This window comes from Streptomyces sp. NPDC029296 (genome assembly GCF_055569255.1).
The window spans coordinates 88,165-107,145 of sequence record NZ_JBVHXT010000019.1 but is presented as its reverse complement, the minus strand read 5'-3'; the positions used below and the strand labels follow the sequence as shown (position 1 = coordinate 107,145).

The window sequence follows — 18,981 nt, the reverse complement described above, 5'->3', positions numbered from 1 at the left end:
CCGGTGCGGGCGTCGGCCGCCGCGCCCGGACCGCCCACGGTGGTGGCGCACTCCCGGGGGGTCCACCGCCGTTCGGCGCGTACGGCGGTGAACCTCCTCCCGGGCGGGGCCCCGGCCTTGCCCGCACGGTCCTCGCCGGCCGGTTCGGCACGAAGGCTCCCTGCCCCGGTCAGGGCCCGGGGGCAAGGGCCGGCGCGGCCCCGGTGGGCGCGCGGTCAGATGTCCAGCGCATGGCCGGCTCGCTCGCGCTTGGCCTTCAGGTAGGCCCGGTTGTTCTCGTTGAGGAACGTTCCCGTGGTGAGGACGTCGGTGATGTCAATTCCGTGCGAGCGCAACTGGGCGCCCTTCTCCGGGTTGTTGGTGAGGAGGCGGATGGTGGTGACATCCAACGCCCCCAGCATGTCCGCGGCCACCCGGTAGTCGCGCAGATCGTGCCCGAAGTTCAGTACCGCATTGGCCTCGAAGGTGTCGAGTCCCTGGTCCTGCAGGAGATATGCGTCGAACTTGTTGTAGAGGCCGATCCCGCGGCCTTCCTGCCGCAGATAGAGGATGATTCCGCCTTCCCTGGAGCAGACGGCCAGGGCCTCGTGCAACTGCGGTCCGCAGTCGCAGCGCTGCGAGCCGAAGACGTCTCCGGTGAGGCATTCGGAATGCACCCGTACCAACGGTTCGGGGGTCCGGTCCCAGCCGGGCAGGAGAAGCGCGATGTGCTCGCGGCCGTCCTGAAGGCCGTGGAAGCTCACCATCGTGCTGGGCCGGCGCCCCAGTCCGGGCACATCGACCGGCACGTCCACCCGTGATCTCACCCGTACCGTCTGCGCCGGCGCGTCAACTACGGCCGAGTTCTCCTCCGTACGCATGTCCCACCCTCCAGCCACTCGTTTTCCTGCGGAATTCGATGAACGGTGCGGTGGTCATCCCCACTGCGAATCCCCGGCGTTTCCGTCGGCCACGCTGATCTCGTGGTGAGGTTCGTGGTGCATTCCTCCGAGGGCCGGTGAACCGAGCACCAAGGCGGCCGCCACGACAAGGGCGGCGATGATTCCGTGAAGGTTCTTGGACGCGTCCATGGATACACCTCTCCGTCCTTTCCGGCGCATCCGTCCGGATCAGGTCCGGGTGTTTCCCGGTGCACCCCATGCTGCGCAGGAGTTCACTCTTGCGACAGGGGAAAGCTGTGGCAAGATCCTGCATCGCGTGAACATGAAGGTGGGACATATGTGCATGAACGCGCACACCGCGCCCGGAATTCAGGATTCCGATATCTGCGAGGCAGGACTGAGCTTCTACGCGGACGTACTGAAGGGCCGCACGCCGGCCGAGGAGTGTCCCGAATGCCTGACCCGCCTGGGGCTGCTCCGGCGGGGGGCCGACGGCTGCCTGGTCGCCATACCTCCGGGACTCGCCGCGATCGGCCTGGTACGCCCCCTCGAAGCCGCCATCGACGCCCGGCAGCACGCCCTCGACTCGGTACGCAGATCGATCAACCGCGCCGAGCTGGTCTACCGGGAGACCTACCGCAGCGACGGCGTCCAGGCCGCCCGCGTGATCACCGGGGAGGAGATCATCAGCACCACCCTCTCCCTGGCCGTTGAGTCCTGCCAGGAGGAACTGCTCACCGCCCAGCCCGGCGGCGGCCGGCCGCGGGAGCTGCTGGAGAAGGCCCTCGCCTCCGACGTGGCCGCACTCCGCCGCGGCGTCCGGCAGCGCACCATCTACCAGCACACCGTCCGCACCCACAGCCCGACCCTCTCCTACGTGGAGAGGATCTCCGAGGCGGGGGCCGAAGTACGCACCCTGGACACGGTGTTCGACCGTCTCATCGTGTGCGACCGGCGGATCGCCTTCGTGCCCGACCCGGGCGCCCGGCGGAGCCAGACCGCCCTGGCCGTCGAACATCCCGGCCTGATCCGGTACCTGGTCTCGGTCTTCGAGGACGCCTGGGAACGGGCCACCCCGCTCGACTGCCCTCCCGGCACCCACCGCCCGCCCCTGCTCGCCGACGAGACCCGCCGGGCGGTGCTGCAGCTCATGGTGAACGGCTACACCGACGAGGCCATCGCCGGCCGGCTCGGCATGAGCGTCCGGACCGTCGCCAACCACGTGCGCAAGGCGTCGGAGGTCTTCAACAGCCGCAGCCGCGCCCAGCTCGCGTACCTCATCGCCAAGGCGGGCGCCCTCGACGAGGGGCTCGACGCCTCCGCCCGCGCGCCGGAGGAATCGGATTCGCGCGTGGTACGGACCTGTTGACCCTCCGCTCAAGGTCACTTTAGGGTTGCGTCCGGATCACCGAACAATGGACTTTCGGCCACAGATGGGGATTCCATGGACCAGAACGGCACATCTCGGCGCAGTTCGGTAGGAACCTCGGATTCCGCAGCCACGCTGCCGCCGGTCAGTCTCGATCAGGCCCACTCCCCGCAGAAGGTGCTGGCACACGGTGACCTGCTGCGGAGGTTCGTCGCCGGCGAGGAGTTCAAACCGGTCCACATGAGGATCGGGATCATGGGCGCCTGCAACATGCGCTGCAACTTCTGCAACTTCCACTCCCCCAACGAGAAACAGTTCTACGACCTGTTCTCCTTCAAGGACTCGATCCCCACCGACAAGGCCGTCACGCTGATGCGGGAGTTCGCGGCCAACGACGGCCGCGCGGTGACCTTCTGCGGCAGTGGCGAGTGCACCATCCACCCCGGGTACACGGAGATCAGCCGGGCCGCCCACGAGTCCGGACTGCGCATCGGCCTGATCACCAACGGTTCCCGGCTCGGCCGTCCGGCCGTCGCCGAGACCGTCGCGGCCACCCACACCTGGGTGCGCATCGGCCTCAACGCCGGGACCGAGGCCACGTTCAACGAGATCACCCGGGACCGGGAGCAGACCTTCGCCTCCTTCGTCGGAGCGGTCGGACGGCTGCGGGAGACGGCGGTGGCGCCGGACTTCCGGATCGGCTTCAACTTCGTGATCACCCGGCAGAACCACCGGGAGATCCTGGCCGCGGCCCGGATCGGACGGGAGTCCGGGGCCCACTACGTGCGCTTCGAGCCGGAGTTCTACAGCGCGCTCGGCCACGAGACCATCGAGACGGTGATGCCGGACATCGCCGAATCCCTGCGCCGGGCGGCCGAGTTGTCCACCGACTCCTTCGAGGTCTCGGTCCCCAAGCTCGACCGCGGCCCGATGGACCGGGTCGAGGAGGTCGAGGGCGACTTCGAGCGGTGCCACTACAGCCGCTTCGTCACCGCGGTGGGCGCCGACGGCAACCTGTACCCGTGCCCGCAGGTCCACCTCAACAGCCGCTACCTGATCGGCAACGTGCTCGACCAGGGCTACGCCCAGGTGCTGGAGGGCGGCCCGCGCGCCGAGTGGGAGGCCGCCAACCCGCGCCGTACCGACCTGTGCAAGTCGTGCTTCTACCGCCCGCAGAACGAACTGCTGGAGCACCTCCACCGCGGGCAGATCCAGCTCGACCAGGCGCTGGACTCGTACGCCGTGGAAGTCCCGAGCACCCTGCACGCCGACTTCGTCTGACGGCCGTGCCGCCGGCCCGGCGGCCGGAAACACCCACCCCTCTCACGGAACCGGTCCGGCACACACCATGCAGATCCGCCACTTGCAACGGGTCCTGACGCCCGAGCCGACCCCGCGTGACACCCCCGGCGGCCGCCCGCTGCGCTCCCTCGTACGGCGGCTGGCGCGCGTCGATCCCGGGTCCCGCGACGTCACGGTCACCGCCTCCGCCACCACCGTCCGGGACGGCCTGCGGTACGAGGAGCTGACGCTCGGCTCGCCGGCACGCGGGGAGTTCCGCGCGGTGCTGCTCTCCCCCGAGCACGCCCGGCCGGGGCCCGGCGTGCTCGTCCTCGGCGGCAAGAACGCCCGGCTGGAACAGCTGACCGGCGAGGTGGCACCCGACCACCCGGACCGCAACACCGCCGAGCGGCTGGCCCGCGCGGGTTTCACCACCCTGGCGTTCGACCACGGCGTCCTCGGCGGCATCGCGCCCGAGCGGCTCGGCGGGCGGGACGAGGGTGCCGTCCTGGCCCACGCGTTCGCCCTCACCGGCCGCTGTCTGCTCGGCGCCCTCGTCGGGGACGCGCTCGGCGCCCTGGCGGTGCTGCGCGCCCATCCGCTGGTCGACGGCGAGCGCGTCGGGCTGCTCGGGCACAGTCTGGGCGCGGCCGTGGCGCTGCACACCGCGCTGCTCGCCGACCGTCCGCTCCCGGTGTGCGCCGCCAGTCACCTGGGCACCTATCCGGCCCTGTTCGGGCGGCTCTTCACGGGGTTCGAGGGCGCGGCGGTGCCGGGCATCCTCGAATACGCCGATCTGCCCGACCTCTACGCCGCGCTGGCCCCCGCGCCGCTCCAGCTCCAGTACGGCACCGACGACCCGTTCCTGGAGCCGGCCGACGCGCGTGCCGCCGCCGAGACGGTCCGCCGGGGCTACCGGGCGGCGGGCGCGCCGGAGCCCCGGGTGCTCGAACTCCCCATGGGCCACGGCACCCACGTGGCGCACGCGGTGGAGTTCCTCACCCACGCGCTGGCCGCGCCCCCGGCGGACCCGGCCCCCGTGCCGGCCCAGCGCATCCGCTTCGACGTCACCGAGCGCCGTGCCGTCCTGGACCGTGTGGACACGGCCCTGGCCTCCGGCGTTCTCACCCAGGGGCCGCTGGTCGCCCGGTTCGAGGAGCTGGCCGGGGACTGGACCGGCACGGCGGGCGTCGCCGTCTCGTCCGGTTCCGCCGCCCTGGAGATCGCCCTGCGGATCCTGGACGTGGCGGGCGGGACCGTGCTGATGCCCGTCAACACGTTCTTCGCGACCGCCGCCGCGGCCGTCCGCGCGGGCGCCCGGGTCCGGTTCGTCGACATCGAGCCCGAGGGGCTGGGCATGGACCCGGCCGCGCTGCGCGCCGCCCTGGACAGCGAGCCCGGCGCCCGGGCCGTGGTGCCCGTCCACATCGGGGGCATCGTGCCGCCGTCGCTCGACGAGGTGCTCGCCCTGTGCGCGGAACACGGCGCTGCGGTGCTGGAGGACGCCGCGCACGCCTTCGGCAGCACGCTGCGCGGGCGTCCGGCGGGCAGCCTCGGCCGGTTCGGCGCGTTCTCCTTCTTCCCGACGAAGGTCGCCCTCAGCGGCGAGGGCGGACTGGTCACCGGCGCGGCGCCGGAGGACCTGGAAGCCGTACGGCGGTGGCGCGACCACGGCAAGAGCGCGGCGGGCTCCACCCTGCACGACCGGCCGGGCGGCAACTGGCGGCTCAGCGAACTGCACGCCGCCGTCGGCACGGTGGACCTCGAACGCTTCGCCGCCACCCTCGCCGCCCGGCGGGCCCTCGCCGCGCGGTACGACGCACTGCTCGACGGAATCCCCGGACTGCGGCCGCACCCGGTCCCCGGGGAGTCCGGGAGCAACTACTACAAGTACCTGGCCCACCTGGACGAGACCGTCGACCGGGAGGTCCTGAAGAAGCGGCTGCGGGACCGGCACGGCGTGCACCTCGCGGGCGAGGTGTACGACCACCTCCTGTGCGACCAGCCGTACTTCGGCGCCGCCGCGGGCACGGACGGCGACTTCCCGCGGGCCCGGCGGTTCGCCCGGCACCACATCGCCCTGCCCCTGTTCCCCTCGCTCACCGAGGAGGAGCAGGAGCGGGTGGTCTCGGCGCTCCGTGGCGAGCTGTCATGACGCCCGTCGTCCACGCGTTCCGCCGCGGGGCGTGGCAGTCCTCCCTCGACACGGCGGTGCTGCCGGGGCCGGCCGGCACCCGGCTCGCCCTGGTGCCGGAGATCGTGGCCGCGGACGACCGCCGCTGGTGGGACCGTACGGCGCCCGGCCTGCCCCCCGTACCGGACGGGCGGCGCGGGCTGCTGCTGCGCGCCCTGGACCTGTTCGAGCACGGGACCCTCGCGGTGGGCGGGCTGGGGCGGCAGAGCGCTGAGGACTTCCGCGCGGCGCTGTGGGAGACGGCCGGGCTCCCCCGGTCCCTGGTCGACCGCTGGTGCGGGATGCTCAGGGCCGCGTCGGCGGAGCGGCCGGTGCCGCAGGCCGACGCGGCGGTGGCGCTGGTGGCGTTGCCGGGCAACACCTTCACCTGCCTGGACGCGGTCCTCGAACAGGCGGAACGTTCCGCCGCGGTGTGGATCCGGCCCAGCAGGCGCGAGCCCCTCTCCGCGGCGCGGCTGACCGCGGCCCTGCTGGAGGCGGGCTGGCCGCCGGAGCGGATCGTGTTCTGCCCGACCGGCCGGCGGGAACTCGACGGCCTGGTGCGGCTCACCGACCGCCAGGTGGTCTTCGGCGGTTCCTCGCTGGCCGCGTCGGTGCGCTCCGCGGCCGGGCTGAGCCTGCGCGGGCCCGGCCGGGGCTGTGCGCTGGTGCCGCGGGACATGGGGACCGCCGAGGCGGTCGACTGGCTGCTGCCTCTGGTCGCGGCCGACTCCGGGCGGTTCTGCAGCAACGTGCGCACCGTGGTCCGTCCCGGGCCGGCCGAGCCGCTGGCCACCGCCCTGGCCGACGCCCTGGACGCGGCCACCGGTGAGTCCGGCGGCGGCGACTGGCCGCTGACGGCCTTCCGGGAACCGGGCGCGGCCGAGCGCGCGGCCCGCTCCGTGACGGACCTGATGGGTCCGGCGGACCGGTTGCTCACCCGCCGGCCCCCGGTCCTCGCGGCGCCCGGCGGCGACCGGTACGTCACCCCGCACCTGGTGCTGATCGGGGAACCGGACCCGGACCCCCGACGGCACCCGCTGATCGGCCACGAGGTCCCGTTCCCGTTCGCAGCCGTGGTGAGCGCCACCGGCGCGGCCGCCGAGGCGATCGCCGGCCGGTCCCTGTTCGTGTACCGCCCCCCGGGCGCGGGCGACGGCGTGAGGAGAAGTCGATGACCAGCGTACGAAGCGCTCCGCCGGCCCCCGCGACGGTCTGGGCCGCCATGCGCGAGCGCGTCCCGGAACTCGCCGTCGACCTGGACACCTGGACGCGGCGCATGATGCGGTGGCACTTCTCGCCGGAGACCGGCTCGCCCTTCTGGGTCTCCCGCCGGGACTCCCTCGGCTTCGACCCGCTGAAGGACGTCGACGGCTTCGCGGCCCTGGAACTCTTCGGCCTCTTCGACAAGGAGGAGCTGCGCGCCGCGCCCGCCCGCGACCTTCGTCCGCGCGGCTACCGGGGGCGCCCCTTCCGGATCTTCGAGACCGGCGGAACGACCGGCGCCCCCTGCCGGATCGTCAACGTCACCCGCCTCGGCCTCGACGTGCGGATCTACTCCGTCATGCTGCGGGCGCGCGGGCTGGCGGGCGGCGACATCCTGGCGATGACCCCGATGGGACCGCACGCCTACGGGCACTTCGTGGAGGCCCTCGCGGACACCTGGAACGGGGCCGTGCACGCCATCGACCTCGACCCGCGCTGGGTCAAGGCGACACTGCGCACCGGCGGCGACCCCCGCGCGTACACCGACCACCTGATCGCCCAGACGGTGCCGCTGCTGGCCCGCGAGCGGCCCGCGCTGCTGTTCACCACCCCGCGTCTGCTCGTCGAACTCGCCCTGCGGCTGCCGGAGCCCCTGCACACGTACGGGGTCCGCGCGGTCTGCACCGGGGGCACCTCCTGCACCCCCGCCGAGGCGCAGCACCTGCGCGAGACGCACCTGACGGGCGTGCAGTGGATCGACACCTACGGCAACACCCTGGTCGGCCACGCCCTGCAGGCCGACGCGGTGCCGGGCGGCCCCGCCCTGCCGGAGGGCGCCACCCACTCGTACCATCTGCCGCCGCCGTTCGCGGTGCTGACCGTCGTCGACCCGGACGACCCGTGGCGTCGGGTCGCGGTGGGCGAACGGGGCCGGGTGCGGGCCACCACGCTGCTGGAGGACCTGTTCATCCCGAACCTCCTCGAACGCGACAGCGCGGTCCGGACGGGCCCCCATCCCTGGTTCCCCTGGGAGGGAGTGGCCGCCGTACGGCCGGTCGAGACGGCCGGCGACGAGGAGGAAGCCGTGGAGGGCGTGTACTGACCCGCTCGCCGCGAGCCGCCCCCACTCCCGCACCGGAGGAAACCCATGCCGCACCCCACCATGCCGCGACCGGCCCTGTCCTCCAACGGCGTGCCGATCGCGTTCTCCCCGGACCTGTTCGGCCCGCTGCGCAGCAGTGCCGGACTCCTCGGCGACCCCCGGGCCCTGCGCGAACGCCTGCACGCCGACGGCTACGTGTACCTGCCGGGCGTCCTGGAGCGCGCGGAGGTGCTGCGCCTGCGCGGCGCGTACTTCTCCCTCTTCCCGGACGGCTACCTCGCCGAGGGCACCCGCCCCGAGGACGGCGTCTTCTCCGGCAGCGTGCCCGCGGGGCTCCCGGAGCACGGGGTGCCCCGGCACCCGGCCCACGCCTTCGTCCGGTCGGCCGCCTTCGAGCGGTTCCTGGCCGACCCGCTGCTGTCCACGCTGGCCGGGGCCCTGCTCGACGGCCGTGCGCAGATGCTGCCCCGGCGGATCCTGCGCCACTTCCACCGGGGCTCGCGACGGGCGTCGCGGGCGCATGTGGACCTCGACTACATGAACGCCGTCTCGGCGTCCCCCCGGGTGGTCACCCTGTGGATACCGGTGGGCGACTGCCCGCTGGCCACCGGCCCGCTGATCTACCTGGAAGGGTCGCACCGGCTCCGGCCCGAGGAGTACGCGCCGCTGCGCGAGGTCACCGACCGGCCCGGCGACCGGCGGCCGATCAGCCACGACCTGGAGCTGACCGCCCGTCACCTGGGGCGCCGCTGGCTGTGGACCGACTTCTCCGCCGGAGACCTGATGGTGCACCTCCCGCGGATCGTGCACGCTTCGCTGGACAACACCACCGACACCCTGCGCCTGTCCGCCGACGTGAGATTCATCCGCGCGGAGGACACGCCCGACCCGCGCTGGCTCGCCCCGTGGTCCGCGGACGACGGCGCCTGACCCTTCCGCACCCAGCCGATCGGAGCCCTCTCCTGTGTCCACCGCACCCGAGCCGACCGTCCCCGCTCTCGCCGAACGTCTGACCGCCTACGCCGTCCTGGCCCACGACCCGGCGGTGCCGCGGATCGCCGCCGACTACTGGGCCCTGAGCGAGGACCACTACCGCACGGTGGACGCCGCGCTCGCCGATCTCGTGGCCACGGACCCGGCCGCCGGGGGCGCCTACCGGGACATCGTCGGCGGCCCCACGGACACGGCGGCGCAGCACACGCTGCGCGGGCGCCTCGCCGTCCTGCTCGCCGGGCGCGCCGGGCGGCGGGCGGAACTCGCGGCCATGGTCGCCGAGGCCGACCGGCGGATCTGGATCGACTACCACCTCGGGGCCGACTACACGGCGGCGGATCCCGCGCCGCGCGCCGGGACACCCGCTGTGCCGCGGGCCCCCCGGAGGTCCCCCGGTGCCGCCCCGGTCCAGGTGGTGATCCCCTTCCGGGACCGCTCGGGCGGGCCGCGCACCCGGAACCTGCTGGCCTGCCTGCGCGCCCTCGCCGACCAGGAGGGCGCCCCGGCGCACCACGTGACGGTGGTGGAGTGCGACAGCGGGCCCCGCACCCGGGACCTGCTCGACGGCGTGGCCGACCGGTATGTCCTCGCCCCCAAGGACGGCCTGTTCAACAAGGCGTGGGCGGTCAACGTGGGGGTCGTGGAGGCCACCCGCGGCCTCCCGGACGGCGCGGCCGTCCAGGTGTGCGTCCTGGATGCCGACATCCTCGTCGACCGGCACTTCGTCGCCCGCAACACCGCGCGGCTGACCGACGACGGGCACGGCGCCCACCTGCCGTTCCGCTGGTCGCTGTCGCTGGACGCCCCGTCCACCGCGCGCGCCATCGGCCTGCGCACCGAGGAGGGCGCCGCCGATGTGCCCGGTTCCGTCCTGCGCGGCCTGCTGCTGCGCGAGCCCCCGGGCGGCTGTGTGTGGGTGCGGTCCGACGTCTTCCACGCGGTGGGCGGGTTCGACGAGCGGTACGAGGGGTGGGGCGGCGAGGACGACGACGTGGTCGCCCGGCTGGCCGCCGCCGCGCCACTGCGCCGCTACGACGACGCGCTGCTGCACCTCGACCATCCGCGGCCGGAGATGACCCGGGACGACGGCAGGCCCTTCAACGCGCACATCGAGCCGCTGAGCTGGTCCCCGGGGCACGGCTACGGCGACCCGGGGAAGTTCACCCCGGCCCCGGCCTGACCCGCGCCCCGCCCAGGGCGTGGGAACGCTCCGCGGCCACGATCACGTCGTCGACGAGGACGGCCTCGGCCAGCGGGCACACCGGCGGCCGGCCGTCCCGCACGGCCGCCCGGAAGTCGGCGACCAGCGGCAGATGGGGGTTGGGGTGCGGCGGCGCGTCCACCACACGGTGCTCACCCGCCGGGCCGGTGACGCGCAGTGCGCCCGAGTCCAGCGGGTCCAGTACCAGGGAGCGACCGCCGCCGTGGAGGGCCAGCCGGTCCGCCGGCGGCCCCCCGCCCCACTCCAGCAGGCAGTGCGCACGCGGCCCGCCGGGCCAGTCCAGGTCGACGGCGGCGGTGCGTTCGGCGCCCGCCGGGAACCGCCGGCCCAGCCGGGCCCGTACCCCGGCGGGCGGCCCGAACAGCGTCAGCAGCAGGTCCAGGCGGTGGCTGCCCGCGTCGGCGAGCACCCCGCCGCCGGACACGGCCGGATCGGTGCGCCAGCGCATGGGGTCGAGCGGGCCCGGGTCGAACGCGTACCGGAACCGGACCTCGATCCGCTCCGGGGTCCACCCGGCCAGCTCCCGGCGGACCTCGCCGAGGACGGGGGCGAGTCTGCGGTAGTAGGCGACGCCCGCACAGGCCCGTGCGGCGGCGAGCCCGGCGCCGCCCGGGCGCAGGGCCCCGGCCAGTGGCTTCTCCACCAGCACGGGCAGCCCGGCGCCGAGGGCGGCCGAGGCCAGCGGGACGTGGCGGGCGACGGGGGTGGCGACGTACACCGCGTCCGTCCCCTCCAGCAGGCCCCGCGGGGAGGTGCCGGACCGGGGCACGCCCCAGCGGGCCGCCGCCGACGCCGTACGCCCCGGGTCCCGGCCCCACAGGAAGACCGGCTCCTCGCCGAGCGCACGCAGGGCGGGCAGCACCCGGCGGGTGACGATGTCGCCGTGGCCGGCCACGCCCCACCTCACGGGCGCGCCCTCACGGGACGATCGCCACCTTCAGCGTGCGGGGCGGCGGGCCGTCGTAGGGGGCCTGCTCCGCGTCGGGGTACAGCACGCGGCTGGCCGACAGCCGCTCCATCGCCTTGGGCAGCTCCTCCAGGGGGTAGGTGTGGGTGAGCAGCTCGGGCAGGTGCAACTCCCGGCTCAGGGCGAGGCGTTCGGCGGTCGCCAGCGCCTCGGCCCGGGCGGTGTCCAGGGGTTCGGCGGAGCTGTGCACCCGGATGCCCTTGCGCTCCCAGGCCACCAGGTCCACGGTGACCCGGGTGTCGATGTGGTGGGTGCCGAGCATCACCACGAGCCCGTTCTGCCGCACCAGGTCCACGCAGGCGTTGAGCGTGGTCGGGGTGCCCACGGCGTCGACGGCCACGTCGAACGCGGCACCCACGGCGAGCAGTTGGTCGCGGCCGCCGTCGACGCGGCGCACCACGTCGGCGCCGAGGCGCGAGGAGCGCTCCAGCCGCCAGTCGTCCAGGTCGACGGCGGTGATCTCCGCGGCCCCGCGCAGGGCCGCCATCCGCAGGGCCATCAGGCCGACCGGGCCCTGCCCGACCACCACCACCCGGTCGCCGAGCCGCACCCCGCGGGTGGCGTGGACGGCCAGCGGCAGCAGTTGCAGCAGGGCCCCCTGTTCGAAGGGCACCGCGTCCGGCAGCGCGCCCACGGAGATCTCCCGGGCGAGCGCGTAGTCGGCGTACCCGGAGGTCAGCGGTGTACGGACGAACACGCGCCGGCCGGGCGCCACCCGGGTCACGCCCGGTCCGACGGCCTCCACGGTGCCGGCGATCTCGTGGCCGAAGCAGCCCTGGGAGCAGTGGTCGCGCAGCCCGTGGTAGTGGTAGTAGGCGAGGTCGCTGCGGTTGCAGACGGTGCACGCCCGCACCCGGACCAGGACCTCCAGCGGCCCGGGCCGCGGCACCGGCACGTCGGTGGCCAGGCGGATGTCGCGCCGGCCGGCCAGCTCATACCGTCGCATGCTTCTTCTCCTCCGTCGGGGGCACTGCGATTCTGCGGGCGACCGGAACGGCCGCGGCGGTGGCCGTCAGCGCGACGGCGAACACGGCGGCGAAGGCGGCGGAGTCCTGCCCGACCCGCACGTGCGCCGCGTTGAACAGCGCGCCGCACAGGCCGACCAGGAGCACGCTGCAGAGGTTGTCGGACAGTTGCAGCGAGGCCGAGTTGCGGCCCTGCCGGCCGGCGGGCGAGTGTTCGAGGGTGAGGACGCCGATGCCGGGCAGCAGCAGGCCCATGCCGAACCCGGCGATCACGAGCCCGGCGCCCACGGTCGCGGCGGGCATCGCCCGCAGGGTGCCGCAGAGGGTCAGGGCCGTGCCCGCCCCGTGGATCAGCACGCCGGCGAGGACCACCCGCTCGCGGGGCAGCGGCAGCCGGGGGTGCCCCTGCAGCCAGGAGCCGGCGAACCAGGTGAGGGCCGCGCCGGTGAGCGACATCCCGGCGGTGCCGGGCGACCACTGGCGTTCGTTCACCAGCATCAGCGGGATGTAGGTCTCGATGGTGAAGTAGGCGCCCGCCGTGACGCCGCGCAGCAGCACCAGCGACGGTATGCCGCGCGCCGCGCGCAGGCTGCCGGCGGGCAGTGCCGGACGTACCCAGACGGCCAGCAGGACGAGTCCGGCGGCGGCCGCCGCCGCCCGGCGCACGCCGGTCTCCGCGCCCGCGTACTGGAGCAGTCCGGCGCCGAGGGCCACCGCCGTCGCGGGCAGCAGCCGCAGCCCGTCCGGCTCCTCCCGGTCCTCGCCGCCCGTCGCGGGCAGCCGTCGCAGCAGCCCGGCGGGCAGGGCCAGGGCCGCCACGCCGAGGACCGCGATGCCGTGGAACACCCACGGCCACGACAGGTGCTGCGCGACCGCCCCGGCGACCGGCGGCCCCACCATCGAAGGAACGATCCAGCAGGCGGTGACCAGGGAGAACATCCGGGGTCTGAGGGCCGCCGGATAGACCCGGCCGACGACCACGTACAGCGCGACGGTGACCGCTCCCCCGCCGAGTCCCTGGACGCAGCGGCCCAGCACGAACGGGGCGATGGAGGCGGCGGTGCCGGAGAGCAGCGCGCCGCCGGAGAAGCACAGCAGCCCGGCGGACAGCACGGGCGCGGGTCCCCGCCGGTCGGCCGAGCCGCCGCCCAGCACCGTGCCCACCATGCCGGTGGTGAGGAACCCGCCGAAGGCCAGGCCGTACAGCCCGAGCCCGTCGAGGTCCTGGACGGCGAGCGGCATCACGGTGCTCAGGGCGAGCCCGGCGAACGCGACGAGGACGAACAGGGCGGCCACCGCGAGGGTGCACGCCCGGTAGGCGGGTGAGAACAGACCGCCCGCGGCCGACGACGTCATGACGTCTCGAAGGGGGCATACATGGTCGTCTCCCGTCACCTGAGGTCAAGCACCGGGGGAGGCTCGCACAGCTCCCGTGGCCCGTCAACCCCAGTGATCACCAAGGAAGTTGGCCCACCGGAAAAGGCAAGTGATCTCCTTGACACCGCGGATTGGTACAGGCCAATATCCCCCTCATCATGGCGCCGCCGTCGCCGGGGGCCCTTGTGTCACCGCCGAACACATCGAGCTCACCCGAAGGACTCACATGGCCGCCACCAGCCACCCGGACCTCATGCGCCTGGCCAACTCCGTGCTCCAGCCGGGGTTCGTCGGAACCACCGCACCGGACTGGCTGCTGCGCAGGATCGGCGAGGGGCTGCGCTCCGTCGTGCTGTTCGGCCGCAACATCGTGGACCCCGAGCAGGTCCGCGCGCTCACCGAGTCGCTGCGTGCCGAGAACCCCGAGCTCATCGTGGCCATCGACGAGGAGGCCGGGGACGTCACCCGCCTGGAGGCCCGCAACGGCTCCTCCTGGCCCGGCAACCTGGCCCTCGGCGCCGTGGACGACGTCGACCTCACCGAGCGGGTCGCCCGTGACATCGGCCGCGCGCTGCGCGAGGCCGGCGTCTCCCTGAACTACGCGCCCAGCGCGGACGTCAACTCCAACCCGACGAACCCGGTGATCGGCGTGCGCTCCTTCGGCTCCCGCACCGATGTCGTGGCCCGGCATACCGCGGCCTGGGTCCGCGGCCTGCAGTCGGCCGGCGTCGCCGCCTGCGCCAAGCACTTCCCCGGGCACGGCGACACCAACGTCGACTCCCACCACGGTCTCCCGCGGGTGACGGCAGACGCCTCCAGCATCGCCCGGATCGCGTTGCCGCCCTTCGTCGCGGCGATGGAGGCGGGGGTCCGCACCGTCATGACCGCCCACATGCTCGCCCCCGCCTTCGACGAGGAGTGGCCCGCCACCCTCAGTGACCGCGTCATCGGCGACCTGCTCCGCAAGGAACTGGGCTTCACCGGCCTGGTGGTCACGGACGGCATCGAGATGGCCGCGGTCTCCGACCGCTACGGCATCGAGGGCGCGGCCGTCCGAGCGGTGACGGCGGGGTGCGACGCGGTGTGCGTCGGCGGCGAGAGCGCGGAGGCCGTCACGACGGAACGGCTCGCGGACGCGCTCGTCGCGGCCGTGCTCGACGGCACCCTGCCCGAGGACCGGCTCGCCGAGGCGGCCGGCCGGGTCGAGGAGTTCGCCGCCTGGTCCGCCGGGCTGGTCCGCGCGGCCACGGCTCACGAGGCGGCCGACGGCATCGGTCTCGTCGCCGCCCGGCGCGCGGTCACCGTCCACCGGAACCCGGCCGCAGACGTCCGGTTCCCGCTGGTGGGCGACCCGCACGTGGTGGAGCTGTCCCCGGTCACCAACCTCGCCATCGACGGCAGCACCCCGTGGGGCGTGGCCGAGCCGCTGCGGGCCCTGCGCCCCGGCACCACCTCGGTGCGGATCGGCGAGTACGACCTCACCGGCGACCCCGGCCTCCTGGAGCGGGAGGCGCTGGCCCCCGCCGCCGGCCGGTCCCTCGTCGTCGTGGTCCGCGACGCCGCCCGCTGCGCGTGGATGGCGCGGGCCCTGGCCACCCTGGTCCGCCACCGGCCCGACGCCCTGGTCGTGGAGATGGGGGTCCCGGGTGGCGAACAGCTCGGCGCGGTCCACGTGATCACCCACGGGGCGACCCGGGTCTCGGGCGTCGCGGCGGCCGAACTGCTCACCGGGGCCGGCTGACCCGGTCCGCTCGCGGCGCGGTCCCGAAGGACACGGGCCCGGCGGACCCCGGGAGGGGGTGGACCGCCGGTCACCGGGTAGCCGGGACCCAGGAGTGCCGCGGAGGGACAGGGCACCACGACGGAAGGAAGGTCATGGCCGGAGTCGTTGAACGCATCAAGCAGTTCGCCAGGAGTCCGCAGGGCCGGCGGACGATCGAGCAGGTGCGCAGGACCGCCGCCGATCCGCGCCGCCGCGCCCAGGCGCAGGAACTGGTGCGGAAGCTGCGCGGGCGCCGGTAATTCCGGGGCGCCCGCGTTCCCGGGACGGTCTTTCGCGGGGTCTCCCGGCCGGTGGACGGCCGGGGGGACCCCGGCCCTCGCCGCAACCCGGCCCTTCGAAGCGCTGGTGAACGGCAGTTGGCGTGCGGTGGTCCCTTCTGTGACCAGGTGTCCGGCTCACGGTCTCCTGCGGGCAAAGTTCTCCCCCCAGGATCGGCATGTCCGCGACACCCAACTGGGAAGCGCTTGTGAGAACACACCGCATACCGCGTAAGGCCACCACCCTCGCCTTGGGCGCCGCCCTGCTCGCCCTCCTGACCGCCGCCCCCGCCGGGGCCGACGACGAGGACCTGCCGACGGTCACCCCGACGAGCGAGACCCCCGCCCTCTACGACGACGAGGCGGGCGGCAACTCGGACGCGGACGACCCCGCGATCTGGCGCAACGCGGCCGATCCCGACCGCAGCCTCGTCATCGCGACCGCGAAGGAGGGCGGCCTGCGCGTGTACGGCCTCGACGCCCGCCCGGTGCAGTCGCTGCCCGCGCCGCGTCCGCCGGCCGAGGACGACGCCCCGGGCCGCTTCGACAACGTCGACCTCGTCACCGGCCTGAGCACCCCGGCCGGCCGGCCGGACGTGGCCGTGGTCAGCGACCGGGGCAACGACCGGCTGCGGATCTACCGCATCGACCCGTCCAAGCCGGCGCCCCGCTGACCGACGTCACCGACCCGGCCGCCGTGCCCGTCTTCTCCGCCGGCCAGGCCGAGATCAACGACCAGCGCACCGCGTACGGCCTCGCCACCTGGAAGGACAAGGCGACCGGACGCTCCTACGCCCTGGTCAGCCGGCGCGAGCGGATCCGGCTCGCGCTCCTGGAACTGACCCCGGCCGCACGCGGCACCGTCGGCTACCGCAAGGTCCGCACCCTCGACCTCCCGGCCTCGTTCCGCCTGCCCGACGGCACCGCCTGGTCCCCCTGCGCCGAGCCCGGTGAACTCCCCCAGGTCGAGGGCATGATGGTGGACCCCGCCACCGGCACCCTCTACCCCGGCCACGAGGACGTCGGCATCTGGCGGCTGCGCGCCGACCTGACCGACAGGCCGGTCTTGGTCGAGAAGGTCCGCGAGTACGGCGTCCCCGGTGTCTACGACGAGACCACCGAGGAGTGCACGGCCGGTGCCGACCCCGGTTTCGGCGGCGAGCGGCTGACCGCGGACGTCGAGGGCCTGACCCTCTTCCAGGAGTCCGACGGGGACGGCTACCTCTTCGCCTCCAGCCAGGGCGACAACACCTTCGCCGCGTACGACCGCGAGGTGAGCGAGGACAACGAGTACGAGGGCGGCTTCCGCGTCGGCCCGGCCTCCGCGACGCTCGACGGATCCGAGGAGTGCGACGGCGCCGCCGTCCTGAACGCCCCGCTGGGCAGCCGCTACCCGAACGGCCTGCTGGTCGTCCAGGACGGCCACGGGACTCCCGGGACCCCGGACGGCGAGGGCGGCACCCGCACGGCCACCGGGTTCAAGTTCGTCGACCTGGGCGACGTGGTGGACGCCGCCGGCCTGTGACACCCGCACCACGCCGACCCCCGCACCGGCCGCCGGGTGGACCACCCCGCCCGGCGGCGTGCCGTCAGCGCGGGCGCACGGCGAGAACGTCCCGGTGGCCGTTGGTGTCGCCCGGCACCAGGCCGTCGTCGTGGGGGAAGACGGCGGTGCGGCCGGTGGCGTCCGCGGTGACCTCTGCCGTTCCGGTCAAACTCTCGGTGCCGTCCGCGGCGACGTCCAGTCGGCTCACCCCGCCCGTGCGCGGGTCCTTCACGAACACGTCGTAGGCGCCGTTGGTGTCGCCGGGCACCAGGTTGTCGGCGGCGGAGGCGAAGAACACCCTCCGCCCGCCCGCGCCGACGCTGCCCCGGACCGAACCGCCGTCCGCCTGCGTGCCGTCGGCGGCGGTGCTCACGCGCCGGGTGGTGCCGGCGGCCAGGTCGCGGACGAACACGTCGGCCGCGTCGTTGGTGTCGCCGTCCACCACGTCGGCCGACGGGGACGTGAACACCGCGTAGCGCCCGTCCGGGCCGAGGGCCGCCGTGGGTGACGGCGGCAGGTTCAGGGGGGCGCCGGCGCGGTCGACGGCGGCGGGGACGGTCTCGCCGGTGCGGGTGTCGTGGACGTAGAACCACCAGGGCCTCGGTGCCCGCGGCTGTTGCGCGTGCGCCCCGCGCGGCGGGTACCAGATCCGCCGGAACCCGATCCTGGTACCGTCCGCGCTGATCGTGGGCGCCAGGGAGGTGCTGGTCCCCGCGAGGTGGTCGCTGAAGACGCTGACCAGCCTCGTGGTGTCCCTCGCCCGGTCGTACACGAACACGTCGATCCCGTCGTTGGTGTCCTGCGGCACCAGGTCGTCGCGGTAGGAGGCGAACGCCACGTACCTGCCGTTCGCGCTGATCACCGGGTCGTAGCTGTTCCCGGGAGTCCCGCCCGGGCGGGGCACGACGGCCTCGGTGCGCCCGGTGACGCGGTCGTGCACGAAGACGTCCCAGGCGCCGGGCATGTCCGACGGGGCGAGGTCGCCGGCCGCGGAGTCGAACGCGACGTAGCGGCCGTCCGCGCTCAAGGAGACCCGTGACGCGGTGGCGTCGGCCTGGCTGCCGTCATCGGCCACGTTGACCCGGTCCACGGCGCCCGTGCGCAGGTCCTTCACGAAGACGTCGGCAAGGCCGTTGGTGTCGCCCGGGACCAGGTTGTCGGCATCGGAGAGGAACGCCACGAAGCGGCCGTCCCCGCTGACCACGGCGCCGTCCGAGTCCCCGTTGGCCGGGGCGCCGTCCGCCGCCGTGCTCACCACCGTCGGCCCCGGCCGCCCCGCCCCTCCGCTCGCCGACGGCACGCCCGCCTCCGCCGGAACCACCCCCGCCACGCAGGCCAGCACCGCCACCGGCAAGACGGCCGGTCTCCACCACCGCATGTCCCCTCCCCTGTCCACCCGGACCGGTCGCCACCGCCGGAACCCGGACGGCACGCGACCGAGCGACCCCCTGCTCCGCGCTCGTTCCGCGGACCACGGCGAGCCAACCCCGGCCCGCCCGCCCGGGTCAACAGACGATCCGGCCAGCCCGGTCCGCCCCGGAGGAGCGCGCGGGCTCCCGGCGAGTCCGGCCGTTCACGGGTGACCGTTCGGGCAGACCGGACGGGCCCTTCGTCCGGCCGCCGTGCCCTTCCCTCACGGCGGTTCCTGCGGCAGAGTCGCGTGCTGAGGCGATGCACGAGATCTCGTTCGAACGGATCTTCCATGCGGCACACCAGCGAATCCCGACGGACCACCGGCCCCGACCGCGAACCGGCCCGGCCCCGCGGGCCCGTCCAGGGCCCTGGCACGCGTCCGGCCGGCAGGGTCGCGACCGGGCGTGGCAGGCCGTCCCAGGCGGGCTCGCCGACGGCCCTGCAAC

General features: G+C 74.4%; 15 protein-coding genes and 1 pseudogene. 10 read left to right on the top strand and 6 right to left on the bottom strand.

The features are described from left to right. Positions 1–215: 215 nt before the first annotated feature. Both ACZ4W9_RS18660 and ACZ4W9_RS18655 read right to left on the bottom strand, forming a co-directional pair. Positions 216–860, bottom strand: coding sequence for a GTP cyclohydrolase II (locus ACZ4W9_RS18660; RefSeq protein ID WP_467936961.1), 645 nt, complete (start codon positions 858–860; stop codon positions 216–218). A gap of 54 nt (positions 861–914) precedes the next feature. Beyond that, entirely contained in the window at positions 915–1,070 is a 156-nt protein-coding gene (locus tag ACZ4W9_RS18655) for a hypothetical protein (RefSeq protein WP_467936959.1), read from the bottom strand. A gap of 154 nt (positions 1,071–1,224) precedes the next feature. Between ACZ4W9_RS18655 and ACZ4W9_RS18650 the strand changes: the two genes are divergently transcribed. The 7 genes from ACZ4W9_RS18650 (at position 1,225) to ACZ4W9_RS18620 (ending at position 10,185) form a co-directional block, all read left to right on the top strand. Then, positions 1,225–2,250 carry a helix-turn-helix transcriptional regulator gene (locus ACZ4W9_RS18650; protein ID WP_467936957.1) on the top strand — a complete coding sequence of 342 codons (1,026 nt, stop codon included), beginning with the start codon at positions 1,225–1,227 and terminating at the stop codon, positions 2,248–2,250. Positions 2,251–2,427: 177 nt separating this feature from the next. Beyond that, entirely contained in the window at positions 2,428–3,531 is a 1,104-nt protein-coding gene (locus tag ACZ4W9_RS18645) for a radical SAM protein (RefSeq protein WP_467936955.1), read from the top strand. A 67-nt stretch (positions 3,532–3,598) separates the two neighbouring features. Beyond that, positions 3,599–5,686 (top strand): DegT/DnrJ/EryC1/StrS family aminotransferase, encoded by a 2,088-nt coding sequence (locus tag ACZ4W9_RS18640; RefSeq protein WP_467936953.1) that lies wholly within the window; start codon positions 3,599–3,601, stop codon positions 5,684–5,686. After that, positions 5,683–6,882 carry a hypothetical protein gene (locus tag ACZ4W9_RS18635; protein ID WP_467936951.1) on the top strand — a complete coding sequence of 400 codons (1,200 nt, stop codon included), beginning with the start codon at positions 5,683–5,685 and terminating at the stop codon, positions 6,880–6,882. The genes ACZ4W9_RS18640 and ACZ4W9_RS18635 overlap by 4 nt, the downstream gene beginning before the upstream one ends. Then, positions 6,879–8,012 (top strand): class I adenylate-forming enzyme family protein, encoded by a 1,134-nt coding sequence (locus ACZ4W9_RS18630; protein WP_467936949.1) that lies wholly within the window; start codon positions 6,879–6,881, stop codon positions 8,010–8,012. The genes ACZ4W9_RS18635 and ACZ4W9_RS18630 overlap by 4 nt, the downstream gene beginning before the upstream one ends. Before the next feature lie 45 nt (positions 8,013–8,057). Next, positions 8,058–8,942 (top strand): phytanoyl-CoA dioxygenase family protein, encoded by an 885-nt coding sequence (locus tag ACZ4W9_RS18625; RefSeq protein WP_467936947.1) that lies wholly within the window; start codon positions 8,058–8,060, stop codon positions 8,940–8,942. 34 nt (positions 8,943–8,976) lie between these two features. Further along, positions 8,977–10,185: a glycosyltransferase family 2 protein gene (locus ACZ4W9_RS18620; protein ID WP_467936945.1), complete on the top strand. Its 1,209-nt coding sequence runs from the start codon at positions 8,977–8,979 to the stop codon at positions 10,183–10,185. On the opposite strand, the gene ACZ4W9_RS18615 is transcribed toward ACZ4W9_RS18620, so the two are convergent. The 3 genes from ACZ4W9_RS18615 to ACZ4W9_RS18605 are packed head-to-tail and all read right to left on the bottom strand — an operon-like array spanning position 10,166 to position 13,515. After that, positions 10,166–11,122 (bottom strand): Gfo/Idh/MocA family protein, encoded by a 957-nt coding sequence (locus ACZ4W9_RS18615; protein WP_467936943.1) that lies wholly within the window; start codon positions 11,120–11,122, stop codon positions 10,166–10,168. The genes ACZ4W9_RS18620 and ACZ4W9_RS18615 overlap by 20 nt on opposite strands. A gap of 22 nt (positions 11,123–11,144) precedes the next feature. Further along, entirely contained in the window at positions 11,145–12,140 is a 996-nt protein-coding gene (locus tag ACZ4W9_RS18610; RefSeq protein WP_467936941.1) for a zinc-dependent alcohol dehydrogenase, read from the bottom strand. Continuing rightward, complete coding sequence (locus tag ACZ4W9_RS18605; RefSeq protein WP_467936939.1) at positions 12,127–13,515, bottom strand: MFS transporter; 1,389 nt, start codon at positions 13,513–13,515, stop codon at positions 12,127–12,129. The genes ACZ4W9_RS18610 and ACZ4W9_RS18605 overlap by 14 nt, the downstream gene beginning before the upstream one ends. Before the next feature lie 247 nt (positions 13,516–13,762). Between ACZ4W9_RS18605 and ACZ4W9_RS18600 the strand changes: the two genes are divergently transcribed. From ACZ4W9_RS18600 to ACZ4W9_RS18590, 3 genes and pseudogenes are all read left to right on the top strand, one after another. Beyond that, positions 13,763–15,277: a glycoside hydrolase family 3 protein gene (locus ACZ4W9_RS18600; RefSeq protein WP_467936937.1), complete on the top strand. Its 1,515-nt coding sequence runs from the start codon at positions 13,763–13,765 to the stop codon at positions 15,275–15,277. A 134-nt stretch (positions 15,278–15,411) separates the two neighbouring features. Continuing rightward, positions 15,412–15,558: a hypothetical protein gene (locus tag ACZ4W9_RS18595; RefSeq protein WP_318199498.1), complete on the top strand. Its 147-nt coding sequence runs from the start codon at positions 15,412–15,414 to the stop codon at positions 15,556–15,558. Between the two features lie 197 nt (positions 15,559–15,755). Further along, positions 15,756–17,101: pseudogene (locus ACZ4W9_RS18590) on the top strand (phytase). Between the two features lie 64 nt (positions 17,102–17,165). Here the strand turns inward: ACZ4W9_RS18590 and ACZ4W9_RS18585 are convergent. Continuing rightward, a complete protein-coding gene (locus ACZ4W9_RS18585) occupies positions 17,166–18,500 on the bottom strand; it encodes a hypothetical protein (RefSeq protein WP_467936935.1) in 1,335 nt (444 codons plus the stop codon). Positions 18,501–18,981: the final 481 nt, after the last annotated feature.

Coding starts and splice junctions, on each gene's coding strand:
- ACZ4W9_RS18660 (WP_467936961.1), bottom strand. CDS start 860: ATGCGTACGGAGGAGAACTCGGCCGTAGTTGACGCGCCGGCGCAGACG.
- ACZ4W9_RS18655 (WP_467936959.1), bottom strand. CDS start 1,070: ATGGACGCGTCCAAGAACCTTCACGGAATCATCGCCGCCCTTGTCGTG.
- ACZ4W9_RS18650 (WP_467936957.1), top strand. CDS start 1,225: ATGAACGCGCACACCGCGCCCGGAATTCAGGATTCCGATATCTGCGAG.
- ACZ4W9_RS18640 (WP_467936953.1), top strand. CDS start 3,599: ATGCAGATCCGCCACTTGCAACGGGTCCTGACGCCCGAGCCGACCCCG.
- ACZ4W9_RS18635 (WP_467936951.1), top strand. CDS start 5,683: ATGACGCCCGTCGTCCACGCGTTCCGCCGCGGGGCGTGGCAGTCCTCC.
- ACZ4W9_RS18630 (WP_467936949.1), top strand. CDS start 6,879: ATGACCAGCGTACGAAGCGCTCCGCCGGCCCCCGCGACGGTCTGGGCC.
- ACZ4W9_RS18625 (WP_467936947.1), top strand. CDS start 8,058: ATGCCGCACCCCACCATGCCGCGACCGGCCCTGTCCTCCAACGGCGTG.
- ACZ4W9_RS18610 (WP_467936941.1), bottom strand. CDS start 12,140: ATGCGACGGTATGAGCTGGCCGGCCGGCGCGACATCCGCCTGGCCACC.
- ACZ4W9_RS18605 (WP_467936939.1), bottom strand. CDS start 13,515: ATGACGTCGTCGGCCGCGGGCGGTCTGTTCTCACCCGCCTACCGGGCG.
- ACZ4W9_RS18600 (WP_467936937.1), top strand. CDS start 13,763: ATGGCCGCCACCAGCCACCCGGACCTCATGCGCCTGGCCAACTCCGTG.
- ACZ4W9_RS18595 (WP_318199498.1), top strand. CDS start 15,412: ATGGCCGGAGTCGTTGAACGCATCAAGCAGTTCGCCAGGAGTCCGCAG.
- ACZ4W9_RS18585 (WP_467936935.1), bottom strand. CDS start 18,500: ATGCGGTGGTGGAGACCGGCCGTCTTGCCGGTGGCGGTGCTGGCCTGC.